The organism is Paludisphaera borealis (assembly GCF_001956985.1).
GTDB lineage: Bacteria > Planctomycetota > Planctomycetia > Isosphaerales > Isosphaeraceae > Paludisphaera > Paludisphaera borealis.
The window spans coordinates 7,136,572-7,152,569 of record NZ_CP019082.1 but is presented as its reverse complement, the minus strand read 5'-3'; the positions used below and the strand labels follow the sequence as shown (position 1 = coordinate 7,152,569).

Annotated in this window: 16 protein-coding genes; 3 read left to right on the top strand and 13 right to left on the bottom strand. The window is 65.9% G+C overall.

Going from position 1 to position 15,998, the window contains the following annotated elements:
• Window positions 1-128 precede the first annotated feature (128 nt).
• Window positions 129-1,520 carry a dihydrolipoyl dehydrogenase gene (gene lpdA, locus BSF38_RS27715; RefSeq protein WP_076350261.1) on the top strand — a complete coding sequence of 464 codons (1,392 nt, stop codon included), beginning with the start codon at window positions 129-131 and terminating at the stop codon, window positions 1,518-1,520.
• An 88-nt stretch (window positions 1,521-1,608) separates the two neighbouring features.
• Here lpdA and BSF38_RS27710 read toward each other — a convergent pair whose 3' ends face one another.
• The 8 genes from BSF38_RS27710 to groL (BSF38_RS27675) all read right to left on the bottom strand — a co-directional run bounded on the left by BSF38_RS27710 (window position 1,609) and on the right by groL (BSF38_RS27675) (window position 9,541).
• The gene (locus BSF38_RS27710; protein ID WP_168189477.1) at window positions 1,609-2,529 is read right to left on the bottom strand and encodes a sulfotransferase family protein; all 921 of its coding nucleotides are present in this window, start codon (window positions 2,527-2,529) and stop codon (window positions 1,609-1,611) included.
• 557 nt (window positions 2,530-3,086) lie between these two features.
• A complete protein-coding gene (locus tag BSF38_RS27705) occupies window positions 3,087-3,317 on the bottom strand; it encodes a DNA gyrase inhibitor YacG (protein ID WP_076350259.1) in 231 nt (76 codons plus the stop codon).
• Entirely contained in the window at window positions 3,317-3,640 is a 324-nt protein-coding gene (locus tag BSF38_RS27700) for an FmdB family zinc ribbon protein (RefSeq protein ID WP_076350258.1), read from the bottom strand. Before BSF38_RS27700 ends, BSF38_RS27705 begins: the two co-directional genes overlap by 1 nt.
• A gap of 67 nt (window positions 3,641-3,707) precedes the next feature.
• Window positions 3,708-4,262, bottom strand: coding sequence for a nucleotide exchange factor GrpE (grpE, locus tag BSF38_RS27695; RefSeq protein ID WP_076350257.1), 555 nt, complete (start codon window positions 4,260-4,262; stop codon window positions 3,708-3,710).
• 75 nt (window positions 4,263-4,337) lie between these two features.
• A complete protein-coding gene (dnaJ, locus tag BSF38_RS27690; protein ID WP_237170648.1) occupies window positions 4,338-5,489 on the bottom strand; it encodes a molecular chaperone DnaJ in 1,152 nt (383 codons plus the stop codon).
• Window positions 5,490-5,754: 265 nt separating this feature from the next.
• Window positions 5,755-7,380 carry a chaperonin GroEL gene (gene groL, locus BSF38_RS27685; protein ID WP_076350255.1) on the bottom strand — a complete coding sequence of 542 codons (1,626 nt, stop codon included), beginning with the start codon at window positions 7,378-7,380 and terminating at the stop codon, window positions 5,755-5,757.
• A gap of 53 nt (window positions 7,381-7,433) precedes the next feature.
• Window positions 7,434-7,733, bottom strand: a complete 300-nt coding sequence (groES, locus tag BSF38_RS27680) for a co-chaperone GroES (protein WP_076350254.1) — start codon at window positions 7,731-7,733, stop codon at window positions 7,434-7,436.
• 119 nt (window positions 7,734-7,852) lie between these two features.
• A complete protein-coding gene (groL, locus tag BSF38_RS27675) occupies window positions 7,853-9,541 on the bottom strand; it encodes a chaperonin GroEL (protein WP_076350253.1) in 1,689 nt (562 codons plus the stop codon).
• 366 nt (window positions 9,542-9,907) lie between these two features.
• On the opposite strand from groL (BSF38_RS27675), the gene BSF38_RS27670 reads away from it, so the two are divergent.
• Window positions 9,908-10,867 (top strand): alpha/beta hydrolase, encoded by a 960-nt coding sequence (locus BSF38_RS27670; RefSeq protein ID WP_237170647.1) that lies wholly within the window; start codon window positions 9,908-9,910, stop codon window positions 10,865-10,867.
• On the opposite strand, the gene BSF38_RS27665 is transcribed toward BSF38_RS27670, so the two are convergent.
• On the bottom strand, window positions 10,818-11,795 hold the full coding sequence (locus tag BSF38_RS27665) for a hypothetical protein (protein ID WP_076350252.1): 978 nt from the start codon (window positions 11,793-11,795) through the stop codon (window positions 10,818-10,820). The two genes, BSF38_RS27670 and BSF38_RS27665, sit on opposite strands and share 50 nt — an antisense overlap.
• Window positions 11,796-12,045: 250 nt before the next feature.
• On the opposite strand from BSF38_RS27665, the gene BSF38_RS27660 reads away from it, so the two are divergent.
• Complete coding sequence (locus BSF38_RS27660; protein ID WP_076350251.1) at window positions 12,046-12,408, top strand: VOC family protein; 363 nt, start codon at window positions 12,046-12,048, stop codon at window positions 12,406-12,408.
• Between the two features lie 144 nt (window positions 12,409-12,552).
• On the opposite strand, the gene BSF38_RS31015 is transcribed toward BSF38_RS27660, so the two are convergent.
• The 4 genes from BSF38_RS31015 to BSF38_RS27640 form a co-directional block, all read right to left on the bottom strand.
• Window positions 12,553-13,782, bottom strand: coding sequence for a deiodinase family protein (locus BSF38_RS31015; protein WP_076350250.1), 1,230 nt, complete (start codon window positions 13,780-13,782; stop codon window positions 12,553-12,555).
• 71 nt (window positions 13,783-13,853) lie between these two features.
• Complete coding sequence (locus BSF38_RS27650) at window positions 13,854-14,255, bottom strand: hypothetical protein (protein WP_145952360.1); 402 nt, start codon at window positions 14,253-14,255, stop codon at window positions 13,854-13,856.
• 34 nt (window positions 14,256-14,289) lie between these two features.
• Entirely contained in the window at window positions 14,290-15,252 is a 963-nt protein-coding gene (locus BSF38_RS27645; protein ID WP_076350248.1) for a DUF1559 domain-containing protein, read from the bottom strand.
• Between the two features lie 256 nt (window positions 15,253-15,508).
• Entirely contained in the window at window positions 15,509-15,964 is a 456-nt protein-coding gene (locus BSF38_RS27640; RefSeq protein WP_145952359.1) for a hypothetical protein, read from the bottom strand.
• Between the last annotated feature and the right edge of the window lie 34 nt (window positions 15,965-15,998).

The window sequence follows — 15,998 nt, the reverse complement described above, 5'->3', positions numbered from 1 at the left end:
CCGACGTCCGCGAAATCGCCCCGCTCCCACGGCCCTCGCGACGCAACGCGGCGGGGCACCGAATCGGAGCGGGGCGGTCGTCTTTTCAAATCATCAAATCCCACCTTTTGGATTCGACGAAAACGACCATGGCCAACGACTACGACATCGTGGTGATCGGGGGCGGTCCCGCCGGCTACGCCGGAGCGATCCGCGCGGCTCAACTCGGCAAGCGCGTACTCTGCGTCGAACGCGACAAGCTCGGCGGCATCTGCCTCAACTGGGGATGCATCCCGACCAAGGCGCTGCTGTCGAACGCCCACCTGGTCGAACTGATCAAACAGCACGGCAAGCGGTACGGCTACAACGACAACGGCCAGGGCGAATGGGATTTCGGCCAGATGATCGGCCGCAGCCGCACCGTCGCCGGCCAGTTGAACAAGGGCATCGAGGGGCTCTTCCGCAAGTACAAGGTCGCCTCCAAGTTCGGCGTCGCCAAGGTGGTCGCGCCGGGCAAGGTCCAGATCGGCGGCGAGACCGTGACCTGCGACTCGATCGTCGTCGCCACCGGCGGCCGGCCTCGGCCGCTGCCGGGGATCGAGTTCGACGGCAAGACCGTCATCACCTCGAAGGAGGCGATGTCGCTGCCCGCCCAGCCCAAGTCGATGCTGATCATCGGCGGCGGGCCGATCGGGCTGGAGTTCGGCTACTTCTACAACGCCATCGGCACCAAGACGACGGTCGTCGAGATGCTCGACCGGATCGCCCCCGGCGAGGACGAAGAGGTCTCGGCGGCCCTCCGCAAGAGCCTCGAAGCGCGCGGGCTCGTGATCCACACCAGCTCGAAGACGTCGAAGATCGAGAAGACCGCCACGGGCGTCAAGGCGGAGGTCGAGACGCCGTCGGGCAAGACGACCATCGAGGCCGAGGTGCTGCTGGTGGCGATCGGCGTCACCGGCAACGTCGAGGACCTGTTCGCGCCCGGGGTCAAGGTCGAGATCGAGAAGGGCCACATCAAGGTCGACCGCGCCAACGGCTTCGTCACCGCCGTGCCGGGCATCTTCGCGGTCGGCGACGTGATCGGTCCCCCCTGGCTGGCGCACGTCGCGCACCATGAGGCCGTCTGCTGCGTCGAGCGGATCGCCGGCCACTCGAAGCGGACCGTCGACTACGCGATCATCCCCGGCTGCACGTACACCGAGCCGGGCGTGGCGAGCGTCGGCCTGACCGAGAAGGCCGCCCGCGCCGCCGGCCACGAGATCCGGATCGGCCGGTTCCCATTCCAGTTCAACGGCCGCGCCCTGGCTGCCGGCGAGACCGAGGGCTTCGTCAAGCTGATCTTCGGCGCCAAGTACGGCGAACTCCTGGGCGCGCACCTGATCGGCGTCCAGGCGACCGAGCTGATCAGCGAGCTGGTCATGGCCATGAAGCTCGAAGCGACCGAGGAAGAGATCATCCACGCCATGCACCCGCACCCGACCTTCTCCGAGGCCGTCATGGAAGCGGCCGGGCAGGCGACCGGCGAGTCGGTCCACATCTGAGGCGCCGACGCCCCCAACCGACCCCCTCGAATCGGCCCGTCCGAGATGGGACGCGGCCGATTCGGCCGGGGATCGATCCTCCCCCGCCTCAGCCCTGGGCGTCGCTCGACCAGCAGCTCGCGTCGAAGCCGAATTCGGCCTCCAGATACGCGGTCGAGGCGTCGAACCGCTCCTGGAGCCGCTTGCGCGTCTCGGGCAGGATCGGCGGCGGAGTGAGTCGGCGGCGGGCCCGGCGGCCCAGCGGCGACTTCTGGATCAACGAGATCGACGCCGCGCGAAAGTTCGAGGGCATCCGCTCGTAGACCGCCCGCAGGCCGGGAATCCGCCGCAGCGGAGCCATCGTGTAGGAACGCATCATGATCGACTTGAATGCGTCCGTGTTGTTCGAGTGCAGAGGTTCGCCGCCGTCCTCCTCGGATCGGTCGTCCACTCCGAGGAAGTCGAAGACCTGCTTGAGCGTCGAGACGGGGTCCTTGACGAACCGCTCGAACGACAGCAGCAGCAGCGACTGCTTGGGGAAATACTCGAGGTAACGACGAATCTGCGCCGCGTAATCGCTCGCGTCCGCGATGATCGGATCGAAGTTCAGGTACTCCTCGAACGTCATCCGATAGGGCTGATCCCTCAAGACTTCCCGCTCATGTCGATGCATGAAGTGCGAGTAGCACCGCCGCAGGGGATCACGCAGCAGGTAGATGAACCGGGCGTCCGGATTGACGCGCGCGATCGATCGGGGGACGTTCGGAACCAACGGCCACATCGCGTAGTTCGTCGACGACTCGGCGCAGAGTTGGTCTTCCCGCGCCCCGCTGAAGAGGCCGTGGTAGGTCTCAGGATCGCGAAGCTCGGCCGCGACGTTGGGATCGAAGAAGCACGGCTCCTTGTCCGCGCTCATCCAGAGGTCCGGATGCCTCGCCAGGTATTCGTGAAGCGTCGTCGTCCCCGACTTGGCGGCTCCTATCACGAAGAAATCGGGAAACCGCCTCGTACAATCCACTTCTGTAGCCATGTCGGTAGTTCGATGCAAATGGGTCGTCACGATTCTCTCCAGGTACGAATCGATCTTGATCATCAGACGGAATGATCACGACAACAATGCACACGTCTACCGATTTCAACGCGATGCGGCGAGGCTCCGCCTCAAATGATTCCCGCCCAAGACCGACGACGGCCGTCGCCGTCCAGCGGGTCGCGAGGACGATCAGGCATCCATCAACGTGTGTAATAAAAAGAAGATTCGAATGGCCGAGGCGAATCCGCGCGCGACCAATCCTTACTGATCTAGGCAGTGATCTTTACGAAGCTAACATCTCGCGACGCGGCCGCCAACCACTCGCAAGTACATTAACGATTTTTAAATTCCATATAGATCGATGCGTGGACCATCCGGGAATGCAAAAAAGCACGCTGATGCGTGCCCATCATGATGCACCGAGGCGTGCCTATCATGATGCACTAATGCGTCCGCCGCCGCTCCTCGGCGGCGGTGCGGGACGTCCGCGTCGAGGGGGGCGAGGAAGGGGGCGGGATGGGGGCGGCGGCGGGGTGGGCGAGATGGTTGCGAGGCTACGATTCCGAGTCGTCGAGGGCGTCGTTCGGCTCGGCCGTCGCGGCGTCCCCCCGAGGCGAATCCGGATCGCGATCGGCGGGGGGGCCGGGGACCGAGTAGGCCCCGTCGATCCACCGGCCCAGATCGATGAGCTTGCACCGCTCCGAGCAGAACGGGAAGCCGGGCGGAAGGGCGTTCCGATCCACCTCGAAGTTCTTGGAACAGATCGGACAGCGTACCTTCATCATCAGGTCGTCCCGTTGCTCGATCCACTGGACGAGTTGGAAGAGGACGCGGGAGGCGAGGAGGAGGGCTTGGACGAATCGCCGCCGCCGGTGCTGGAGGCGCTGCTGGTGCTGTCGGCCTTGGCGGCCTTTTTGTAGGAATCGCTGCGATAGTCGGTCTGGTAGAAGCCCGAGCCCTTGAACAGGATCGCCGCGCCGGGGCCGATCTTGCGTCGGAGCTTGACTTCCTTGCAGGCGGGGCAGACGTTCTGAGCGGTCGAGGTGATCGGTTCGAACGCCTCGAACTCATGGCCGCAGGCGTCGCAGATGTAATCGTACGTCGGCATCGATGGTTCCTTCTTCCGGATCGTCTGGCTTGCTTGCCCGCTCGCCGGCCCGCGGCCGCGCCGGGCGTCAGGGTTTCGCTGAGACGGCGACCTTGCTGGGCCGGAGCACGCGGTCGTGAATCTTGTATCCCTTGCTCAGCTCGGCGACGACCGTGCCTTCCGGGTGGTCCGCCGAGGGCTGTTGCAGCAAGGCGTCGTGAAAGTTGGGGTCGAAGGGCTGGCCCAGCGCCTCGATCGGCTCGACCCCGTACTTGGCCAGGGTCGCCAGGAACTGCTTGTGGACGATGTCGAGGCCCGCCGCGATCCCCTCGCCGGCCGTCCCGCGCATCGAGTCGGTGGCGCGCTGGAAGTTGTCGATCACGTCGAGCAGGTCGTGGGCCAGGTTGCCGATCGCATACGTGCGGTCGACGTCGGCCTGCTGCTTGGACCGCTTCTGATAATTGACGAACTCGGCGCGGGTGCGCAAGAGTTGATCGCGGGCGTCGTCGCGTTCCTTCTGAAGTTCGGCGAACGGCCCTTCGTTGACCGCGCCAGCCGCGCCGGACTCATCGGCGGCGACCGGCTGGTCGTGCGGGTGGATCTTCTTATGATGATCGTCGTGATGCTTCTTGGATTCGGACATAATTCCTGATCTCCTGACTGACGGCCCTCAAGGCTGTGACACGGGCGTGCGACGGACGTTCCTCGCAAAGGCGCGTCAGGCCTCGTCCGCATCGTCCTCGGGTTCGGTCTCCTCGGTGAAGTAGTCGCGGAGCTTCTCGAAGAAGCTCTTGCGCCGAGGATTGACCTGTTCGTGTTCGAGCACCGCGAATTCGCGGAGCAGTTCTTCCTGGCGAGCGGACAGGTTCCGGGGCGTTTCGACGACGACCTCGACCAACTCGTCGCCGCGTCCCCGGCCGCTGATGTCGGGCATCCCGCGCCCCTTGATGCGGATCACTTCGCCGCTCTGGGTCCCACGCGGGACGTTCATCTTGTCGGGACCGTCGAGCGTGGGGACCTGGATCTCGGCGCCGAGGGTCGCCTGGGCGAAGCTGATCGGGACCTGGCAGAAGAGGTCGTTCCGCCGCCGCTCGAAGAACGGGTGCTTCTTGACCATGACCTGGATCTGCAAGTTGCCCCGGGGCGCGCCGACGTCGCCAAGCTCTCCCTGGTTGCGAAGCTGGAGTCGCATGCCGCTCTCCACGCCTGGCGGGACGTCGACCTGAAGCTTGACGGTCTGCGGGACTCTCCCCGCGCCCCGGCAGCCCGGGCACGGATCGGTGATCCGCACGCCTTCGCCGCCGCAGGCCGGGCAGGTCGTCGCGACCTGGAAGAAGCCACGGGCCTGCACCACCTGGCCGCGACCGCCGCAGTAGTTGCAGGTGGTCGCGACGGTCCCTTTCCGCGCGCCCGATCCCTTGCATTCGCCGCAGAAATCCTGCCGGTTCACTTCGATCGACCGGCTCGTGCCCCGCGCGGCCTCCGTCAGCTCGATTTCAAGCCGCATCAGGAGGTCGGGGCCGGGCCTCGGCCCTCGCCGACGCTCGCCGAACAGGTCGCCGAACAGGCCGCCGCCGAAGATGTCGCCGAAGGCCGACATGATGTCGTCGGTCGACCGGAAGTCGTGGAAGGCCGAGCCCTCGATCCCGGCGTGGCCGTAGCGGTCGTATCGCTGCCGCTTGTCAACGTCGGAGAGGACGTCGTAAGCCTCGGCGGCTTCGCGAAACTTCTTCTCGGCGTCCTTGTCGCCCGGATTCCGATCCGGGTGGAACTTGAGCGCCATCTGCCGGTAGGCCTTCTTGACGTCGTCGGGCGAGGCGTCGCGAGCGACCGTCAGCACCTCGTAGAAATCACGCTTGGTTGTAGCCATCGGCACGGCGTCTCATCAGATCAATTTTCAGATCCGAGTCGCGCGACGGCCGTCCGTCAACCATCCGCAACTCGATGTATATTCTCAAGCTAGCATACGGACCGAAATCCTCCCAGACGACCCGGCGGGATGTGCGAGGGTCGACGCTGGACGCGACGGTTGGGCGTGCTTGAATTTTACGCCCCGAGTTTGGATCGGGTCATGGAAAAGGCCGGGAAGCCGATCGTTGATACGGCTTCCCGGCCTGGCGGTCTCGAACGGATTCTCAGCGCACCGATCCTTCGACGCGCTTGCCGTTTTCCTTCTCGTCGTCCTTGATGTTGGTGATCAGGGCCTCGGTCGTCAGCATCAGGCCGGCGATCGAGGAGGCGTTCTGAAGCGCCGTGCGGGTGACCTTGGTCGGGTCGATGATGCCGGCCTCGAACATGTCGACGAGCTTGCCCGTGTTGGCGTTGAAGCCGACCGCGCCCTTGCTCGACTTGACGTCGTCGGCGATCACGCCGCCGTCGTATCCGGAGTTGGACGCGATATGGCGGACGGGCTCTTCGAGCCCGCGGAGGACGATGGCCGCGCCCAGCTTCTCGTCGCCTTGCAGCGAGGCGAGGAGCTTCTCGACGGCCGGGATCGTGCGGATCAGGGCGGTGCCGCCGCCGGGGACGATCCCTTCTTCAGCCGCCGCGCGGGTGGCGTGAAGGGCGTCTTCGATGCGGGCCTTGGTCTGCTTCATGTCGGCTTCGGTCGGAGCGCCGACGCGGATCAGGGCGACGCCCCCGGAGAGCTTGGCGAGCCGCTCCTGGAACTTCTCCTTGTCGTACTCGCTGTCGGTCTCTTCGATCTGCCGGCGAAGCTGATCGATCCGCCGCTGGATCTCTTCGCGCTTGCCCGCGCCCTGGATGAGCGTGGTGTGGTCCTTGTCGACCTTGACCTGCTTGACGGTGCCGAGCTGGCTGAGATCGACGCTCTCCAGCTTGACGCCCAGGTCTTCGCTGATGACGGTGCCGCCGGTGAGCACGGCCATGTCGCCGAGCATCGCCTTGCGACGGTCGCCGAAGCCCGGCGCCTTGACCGCGGCGATGTTGAGCACGCCGCGAAGCTTGTTGACCACCAGGGCGGCCAGCGCCTCGCCGTCGACGTCCTCAGCGATGATCAAGAGCGGCTTGCCCGACTGCGCGACCTTTTCGAGCAGGGGGATCATCTCGCGAAGGCCGCTGATCTTCTTCTCGTGAAGCAGGATCAAGGCGTCTTCGAAGATGACCTCCATCGTCGTCGGCGAGGTCACGAAGTAAGGGCTCAGGTAGCCCTTGTCGAACTGCATGCCCTCGACGAACTCGAGGGTCGTCGAGGCGGTCTTGCCTTCCTCGACGGTGATCACGCCGTCGCGGCCGACCTTCTCGACCGCGTCGGCCAGCATGGCGCCGACCTCGGGGTCGTTGTTGGCCGAGATGGCGCCGACCTGGGCGATCTCTTCCTTCTTCGAGACCGGGCGCGAGAGCGTGCCGTGCAGCTCGGCGACGGCGGCCTCGACGGCCTTCTCGATGCCCCGGCGGATCGCCGTCGGGCTGGCGCCGGAGGTCACGTACTTGAGACCTTCGCGGTACAGGGCGCGGGCCAGGATGGTCGCCGTCGTGGTGCCGTCGCCGGCCACGTCGGAGGTCTTCGAGGCCACCACGTTGACGAGCTTGGCGCCCATGTTCTCGAACGGGTCCTTGAGCTCGATCTCCTTGGAGACCGTGACGCCGTCCTTGGTCACGAGCGGGCCGCCGAACGACTTACTGAGGATCACGTTCCGGCCGGTCGGCCCGAGGGTCGAACCCACGGCCTTGGCCAGAATGTCGACGCCTTCCAGCATTTTGCGGCGGGCGGCGTCGGAGAAGAGCAGTTGCTTAGCCACGAAGTTGGGCTCCTCGAAGGTAGGGTGGAATCAAAACCGACGACACAGCCCGCTCACTTGACGATCTTGGCCAGGATGTCGGACTCGCGAAGAATCTTGATCTCCTCGCCGTCGACCTTGATCTCCGTCCCGGAGTACTTGCCGAAGAGGACCTCGTCCCCCGCGACGACGCCGACCGGGCTCCGCTCGCCCGAATCCAAAAGCTTGCCGGGGCCGACCGCGAGGACCTTGCCACGCTGCGGCTTTTCCTTGGCGGTGTCGGGCAGCACGATGCCGCCGGCCGTCTTCTCCTCGGCCTCGATCTGCTGAATCACGACGCGGTCTTCAAGAGGGCGAATTGCGAGCTTGGCCATATCCGATCGTCCTTCCGTACTGGCTGGTGAAATCTGTCGAAAATTCGGTTCGTATGCGGGTGAAAGACCCTCTCCCAAGACTCCGGAGAGGGTCCGAGATCGCGAATGTCAGGGGCGGATCACATCATCCCCATTCCGCCCATGCCACCCATTCCGCCCATGCCACCCATCCCGCCCATGCCTTCCATGCCGCCGCCGTGATGATCGTGATGATCACCGCCGGCGTCTTTCTTCTTCGGCGGCTCGGCGATCATGGCCTCGGTGGTGAGCAGGAGGCCGGCGACGGAGGCGGCGTTCTGGAGCGCCGTGCGGGTGACCTTGGTCGGGTCGACGATGCCGGCTTCGAGCATGTCGCCGAAGGTGTTGTTCTCGGCGTTGTAGCCGAACTTGGGGTCGTCGTTCTTCTTGATGCGGTTGACGACGACGGCGCCGTCGATGCCGGCGTTCTCGGCGATGTACCGGGCCGGCTGCTCGGCGGCGCGACGGATGATGTCGACGCCGAACTGTTCGTCGCCTTCGAGCTTGAGGCCGTCGAGCGCCTTCGCCGCCCGGATCAGGGCGGAGCCGCCGCCGGGGACGACGCCTTCTTCGATGGCCGCGCGGGTGGCGTGCAGGGCGTCTTCAACCAGCGCCTTGCGCTCTTTCATCTCGGTCTCGGTCGCGGCGCCGACGTTGATCTGGGCGATGCCGCCGGCGAGCTTGGCGAGACGCTCCTGGAGCTTCTCCTTGTCGTACTCGCTGTCGGTCGTGCCGATCTCGCGGCGGATCGAATCCGCGCGGCCCTTGATGGCCTCGGACGAGCCGGCGCCTTCGACGATCGTGGTGTTCTCGCTGCTGATCGTGATCTTGCGGGCGCGGCCCAGGTCGGAGAGCTGGACGCCATCGAGCTCGATGCCGAGGTCCTTGAAGACGGCCTTGCCGCCGGTCAGGACGGCGATGTCTTCGAGCATGGCCTTGCGGCGGTCGCCGTAGCCCGGCGCCTTGACGGCGGCGATCTTGAGGATGCCGCGGAGCTTGTTGACCACCAGGGTCGCCAGCGCCTCGCCCTCAATGTCCTCGGCGATGATCACCAGCGGCTTGTTAGCCTTGGCGATCTTCTCGAGCAGCGGGATCAGCTTGGTGGGGGAGGAGATCTTCTCTTCGTGGATCAGGATGTAGGCGTCTTCGAGGACGACTTCCATCCGGTCCTGGTCGGTGACGAAGTGCGGGCTCAGGAAGCCGCGGTCGAACTGCATGCCCTCAACCACGTCGACGGTCGTCTCGAAGCCCTTGGCTTCCTCGACGGTGATCACGCCGTCGGTGCCGACCTTCTCGAACGCGTCGGCCAGCTTCTCGCCGATCGACTTGTCGTTGTTGGCGGCGATCGCGGCGACTTCGGCGATCTCCTTCTTGCCGTTGACCTTCTTGGCCTGCGACTTGACCTTCTCGACGACGACCGCGACGGCCTTGTCAATCCCTCGCTTCAGCGCCATCGGGTCGGCGCCGGCGGCCAGGGCCTTGAGACCTTCCTTGAAGATCGCTTCGGCCAGCACGGTGGCCGTCGTCGTGCCGTCGCCCGCGGCGTCCGACGTCTTCGAGGCCGCTTCCTTGACGAGCTGCGCGCCCATGTTCTCGTACGGGTCGGTCAGCTCGATCTCCTCGGCGACCGACACGCCGTCCTTGGTCACCGTCGGGCTTCCCCAGCCCTTGTCGATGACGGCGTTCCGGCCGCGCGGGCCCAGCGTGCTGCGGACCGCCCGGGCCAGCTTGCCGACGCCGCTAGCCAGCTTTTGGCGGGCCTCTTCATCGTATGCCAAGATCTTCGCCACGTTGGTTCTCCTTCATCGATTCGAACGTGTCTGCCGAGGGCGACTGGCCCGGCGCGACGCGGCGGGAGTGCCAAAAGCGACCCCCATGATGTTTCGCACTCCCTATTTGCAACTTGCGTACCGGCAGCATGACGATTATCTAACTAACGACCATGCTGTTTGTTACGCCGATTTCGATCACCGCACAGCATCGCCCTGGCTGCCGTTTTGACAGTGTGATCCGCGATCTGACACGGAGTTTGGACGGTCGCCCGGATCGCCGTTTTCGGGAGTGAGGCCGGTTGTGAGCGACCGACCTATGGACTACGATCGGGGCGATCGGACGGGGACGAAGTGAAACGAACGACAAGACAGGAGGCGGCAAACGTGACTCGTCGCAAGGCGAAGATGGTTCTCGGCGTCATCATGATCGCGGGGGTTTCGGCCCTCGTCGGCCCGGCCCGCGGGGGGGGGCCCGACTCGGCCAGCGAGGTCGTCAAGCTCTGGCCGAACGGGGTGCCCGACGCCAAGGGAACCGATCCCGACAAGGACGTTCCGACGCTCTCGGTCTTCCTCCCCAAGCCCGGCACGGCCAAGGGCTCGGGCGTCGTCGTCTGCCCCGGCGGCGGCTACGGCATGCTCGCGATGGAACACGAGGGCAGGGAAGTCGCCGAGTGGCTCAACTCGCTCGGCGTCGCGGCCTTCGTGCTCAAATACCGGCTCGCCCCTAAGTATCATCACCCGGCGATGCTCCACGACGTGAACCGGGCCATCCGCGTGGTCCGCCACGGCGGCTCGAAGTGGGGCGTCGACCCCAACCGAATCGCGCTGTTGGGCTTCTCGGCGGGGGGCCACCTGGCCTCGACCGGCGGGACCCATTTCGACGCCGGCAAGCCCGACGCCAAAGACCCCGTCGACCGCGTCAGCTCGCGCCCCGATCGGTTGATCCTCGCCTACCCGGTGATCGCGATGGCGACCCCGTACACCCACGGCGGTTCGAACAAGAACCTGCTCGGCGACAACCCGCCGGCCGAGCTCGTCCGCTCGCTCTCCAACGAGACCCAGGTGACGGCCGACACCCCGCCGACGTTCCTCGCCCACACCAACGAAGACGCGGCCGTGCCGGCCGAGAACAGCCTCCTGTTCGCGCTCGCGCTGCGGAAGGCGAAGGTTCCGCTTGAGCTGCACATCTTCGAGAAAGGCCAGCACGGCCTGGGCCTGGGGACCGGTGCCAAGCAGTTCAAGATCGGCCCCAACCCGGCGTTCCAGGCCTGGCCCAAGCTTTGCGAAACCTGGCTCAAGGGGCAGGGGTTTCTGACGAAGCCGGCTGCTCCCGCCGCGCCTTGACCGGTGCCGCGGAGACGGCGGTGATCGTCGATTCCAGCTCGTCCGGGGCCGTCGCTTCGATCCGCCCCGGCGCGAGCCGCTCCGCGAGTTCCGGGGCGACCGCGTGCTCGGTCTCGCCGGGGGTCGTGGTCATCGCGAACGACCAGGTGATCGGTATCCCGGCGAGCTTTCCCGCCTTCACGTCGAGCACGCCGTCGACCGTCGCCGGCGTCTCCAGCTCGTTGAGAACCCGAGGAGCCTGGTCGGCGGCGTCCCGCCAGACGAAGGTGCGGAGCCGGCCCGATGCGGCGTCGACCAGAAACGCGTAAAGCAGGCTCGCCTTCTTGTGTTCGCCGGCCAGGAGATACTTGGTCGGCATCCGAACCAGGGCGAACGTCGGCGTCGCGGCCACCAGCGCGGCGTGCGAAAGCTCAAACGAGCCGGCCGTCAGGATGATCCGCTGCTTGGTCGACCACGGCCCCTTCGAGCCGTCGACCACGCGCGGGGTGACGATCACGTCTCCCTTGTCGTCGTCGGCCGGGGCCGACAGCCCGACTCCCACCCGATCGAGGGCGTACCGCCCGGAGTCTGTCGGAACGACGTCGGCGACGATCGCCAGCCGAACGCGCCCGGCCGTCTTGAACGCCTCTTCCGATAGCGTGTCGAGATCGCCGGAGGTCAGACGAGGTGTCGACTTGAGCACCAGACGGCTCCAGCCCTCGGGAGGCCGTCGGTCATCGAACCGCGCCCCCGCCTCAAGATGCACCAGCCGCGCGGGCGGAGCACTGCCAGGGCCGGAGAACACCGGTCGCCGGGTCTCGACGACCCGCGACGGCTGCGAGATCGATCTCCCGTACCCCGCATACAACAACGCGGCCGCCGCCAGCCCGACCATCCCGTTGCGAAGCCAGTATTTCGACGACGACGTCGCATTCTCGAGGCTGTTCACAGCGACACGCTCCCGAGGCTGCATTTCCACATCCGCATGCCCATCGCGATCAACACAATCCGATAAAGCCAGGTTCTTGGCAACACGAGCCGACTCGGCGTCGCGTCCCGCCTGCTTCATGCTATCATAAACCACCAAGTTTCTCCAGTTTAACAATGATTTATCATACAGCCCCCGGACGAGTTCGCACGGATCGTGAGACAGTGGATCAAGCGAGGCTTTTTCGGCCTGAGATTCCAGGAGTGACGAGATGGCCAATCAAGTGGTATGGGTCGACATCCCGGTTCGGGACCTCGATCGTGCGGCGGCGTTCTATTCCGCCGTGCTGGGGGGCGAGGTTCAGAAGATCGTGCTGCCGACGAAGACGATCGCGCTGTTGCCCCAGGCTGAGCACAGCGTCAGCGGCTGCCTGTTCACGAGCGAGACCGACCAGCCGAGCGATCGCGGCGTGCTCGTTTATCTGAACGCGGACGGGAGGCTCGACGAGGCGATCACGGCGGTCGAGGCTCACGGCGGCAAGGTGCTCGAGGCGCGACACCAGCTCGGCCCCCACGGATTCCGAGCGGTCGTTCTCGACAGCGAGGGCAACCGCGTGGCCCTGCACTCGAAATAAGCCACCATGACGCCGCAGGGACAGCCGGCCTCATGAAAATGGTGCATCGCGGTCGGTCGGGCTCGTTCTTCAGAGCCGCGGACGACCTCGACGTCGAAGCCATCCGCGGCGAAGGTAGGGCAGGGCGATTGCAGGCCGGCCCGATCAACGGGCCGGTCGAGCGGGGGGCGCGGTCTCGGTGGCGTTCGCCTGGCGGTTGGCGGGGGCGCCTTCTTCCTGGAGGAGCAGGATCAGGGCCTGTTCGAGTTCGGCGGGTTTGAAGCCGAACGGGCCGCGCGCGTTCTTGAAGGCGATCTTGCCGGCCTTGTCGATCAGGTAGAACCGGCCCGGCATGCCGCTGTACCGAGCCCCGACGGCGTCGTCGATGGTGTCGACGAGCATCGGGAAGCCGAGATCGAGCAGCTTGCCGCAGCGCAGGGCGACGATGGCGCGTTCGTCGTAAGTCTGGGGCTGCGCGGTCGCGACGCCCACCCGTTCGTTACTCTGCATCCGCCAGCCGTCGGTGGGATGGGCCTCGCGGACGTAGACCATCACGAACGTCGCCTGGTCGCCGTAGCGGCGGTAGAGCTTCTCGAAATTGCCGGACTGACTGCGGAACGGACCGCAGGTGAAGTTGCCGAAAATCAGGACGACCGGCTTGGGGCCGATCAGCTTGGAGAGGGTCAACTCGGACTTGCCGTCGTTGGTCTTGAGCGTGAAATCCGGGGCCGACTCGTCGAGCTTGGGACCGGGCTGAAGCGAACCGACCTCCTGCTTGAACAGGCCGCGGATCAACTGGGTCTTGCTCGGTCGGTCGCCGGACGACATCGACATCGAAGGCATGGGGAGCGCCTGTTCGAGTTCGAGGCGCGAGAGGAAGCCGGCGTCGTCGGCGTCGGCCGCCTTGAAGAACGCCTCGATCTCCACCTTGGTGACCTTGCCGCTGCCGTCGCGATCGAGCTTCGAAAACAGCATCGAGCCGGGGGAGGGGGCGTAGGCGTTGGAGAAGTCGAAATCGGCGGCGCTCAAGCTCTTGTCGTGGTCGCGGTCGAGGCGGGCGAACGCGTCCTCGCCGCCGGGGTACTCGTCGCGGCCGACCTTGCCGTCGCCGTCGCGGTCGAACTTCTTGCGGGTCGCGTCCCAGCCGTACCGCGACTGGGTCACGGCGGTTCGGAACCAGCCGTTGGTCGCTCCCATCGGCTCGTCGCTGAGGATGGCCGTGTACATGTCGAGCCATTCCGGTCGATCGGGCCAGGCCTCGCGCAACGCCTTGCCGACGTCCTCCGTGGGCCGGCTTTGGGGATTGCGCGGCTCTTCGGCCGACGCGAGGCCGACGCCGAGGCCGCAACAGGCCGCCGCGGACGCGACGGCTCGCAAGAAGGTTCGCATGTGCATTTCCAGAATCCTTTGATCGTGAATGGGAATCGGCGGACCCGAGAATCGATCGAGACGAACGCGGCTGTACGTCAGCGCCTCATGGCGTCGCGGAAGACCGTGACGGCGGGGCTGGTGGTGACCAGGTAGTTGACGGTCTTCTCGGCGTTCTTGCCCTTGCCCGCCAGGGTGAGCTTCACCTTGACGCGGAGGTTGGCGTCGGCTGGCTCGCCGTCGCCGAGGACTTCGTAATCGACCAGCTTGGCCCCCGACTGCCACTCCAGGTCCTGGACGGTCATGGGGGTGGCCGACGTGGGCATCGACAGCGGATCGCCGCCGCTTTTCCAGTGGTCGAGGGCCGACTTGAGCGCGACCCGGGCGCGGTCCGGGTCGACGGGGTTCGCGACGCCGCCGGAGCAGCCGGCGACCGACAGGGCGACGAGCATCGCCAACGCGCCGCACGCGGACCGGCGGGATCTGAGATCGAATAACATCGTGGAGTCTTCCTTTGCTGGCTCGCGGCCTGGCTTAGTAGCTGTCGCTGCTGATCACTTCGCCGCCGCCCATCGTCCCGAGCGCCCGCCACGTCGCGAGGTCGATGGTGTTCTTGACGAACCGAACCGAGCCGTCGGCCAGCAGCAGATTCACGCCGCCGGGGTGGAAGCTGCTGGGGGGCATCGTGGCGCGAAGGGCGACGAAGAACCCGCACGAGCGGCCGTTCGGCGGACTGATGTGCTGGAAGATGTGCTGCCCGCACAGCCAGGGCGCTCCCATGAACAGCGGGAACTGGTTCTGGAGGTTGGTGATGTCGACGGCCTGACACATCTGATACGCCTGGTCGACGGTCGTCGGGGCCAGGGGCGAGAAGAAGACGTCGGACACGGGGCTGACCTGAGCAGTGTTGCCGTCGGCCATGACGCGCTCGGCGAACATGCCGGTGTTCGAGAGGCCGTCGGTGATCGCCGCGAACCGTGTCGCGCTGTTGCCGTGGAAGATGCCGTTGGGGACCGGCAGGCCGGCGTTGCCGCCGATCGACTCCTGCCAGACGATCCCGCTCCCCATGTCGGCCATGTAGTTGGTCTGGCCACCCAGGGCCGGCAGGGGATCGCTCTGGTCCGAAGGGCAGACGAACCCGCTCACGACCGTGAACATCGCCGTCGTGTTGTTGGGGTCGTTGTAGCCGAAGTCGAAGTTGATCGAGTTGTAGGCGTTGGTCTGCTCCATCATCGGCAGCAGCATGCTGAGCGCCGACAACTCGGTCTTATTGAACACCATATCGGCTCCGGGCAACGCCCCGCGCGACTCGTGGTAATTATGGCAGGCCAGGCCGATCTGCTTGAGGTTGTTCGTGCACTGGATGCGCCGGGCGGCCTCGCGGGCCGACTGCACCGCCGGCAACAGCAAGGCGATCAGCACCGCGATGATCGCGATGACCACCAGCAACTCGATGAGCGTGAAACCCGCGCGACGACGGAGATGAGTACACACCATGATCCAGACTCCTGAAACAGAAGCGATGCGAATGACGAGAAGATGAGGACGGACTCGGAGGCAGCCGCCCCGAGCCTAGTGAATGTGTTGATGCAGCCGGCGCCCGACGCGGACGTCGGGCGCGGAATCTCATCGTGAGGAGTGGAATGGAATGCCGCCGCGTCCCGGAGCGAGGACGAGATCCCGTCGCGAAACAAGCGCGCGATTCGGGCGCGCCGCGACAGGCCGTCGAGAATGCGTCAGGGGGCGGGCGGGATCAGGAGGCCGAAGGCCGCGGAGGGCGTTCGAGGGAGTTCGCCGCGTGGATGCGGGAAAGGACGGGCTCCACGGGCAGAAGGGCCGACGCGCACTGGGGGGCTCGATCGAGCCGCGACGCGGAGAGGCAGCCGTCGATCCGGAGCAAGAATGGAATGGGAGAGGGCGCCTGGGAAGGCGTCGAGTTCCGCTTGCAGTTCGGCCCCGAACAGGGGCGGTCCGCCGGGGCCGACCAGGGCGTTTCGATCGGCCTGGTTTCCGTTCGCGAGAACAGGCCGCCGATCTCGAAGATCCGGAGCGAGTCGAGCCGGTAGTCCGACATGCCGTTCCGCGACGCGCCGGCGGGATGGGCGCATCCAGCCTGGGCCGGAGCCGAGAACCAGACGCAGGCCGGCACGAACGCCAGCAGCGTCAAGACTCGGTGGAACCCCGTTTGTCGCGTTCGCGGCAACATCATGGAGTCGGCTTCGCACATCCGGAACGAGTGAATG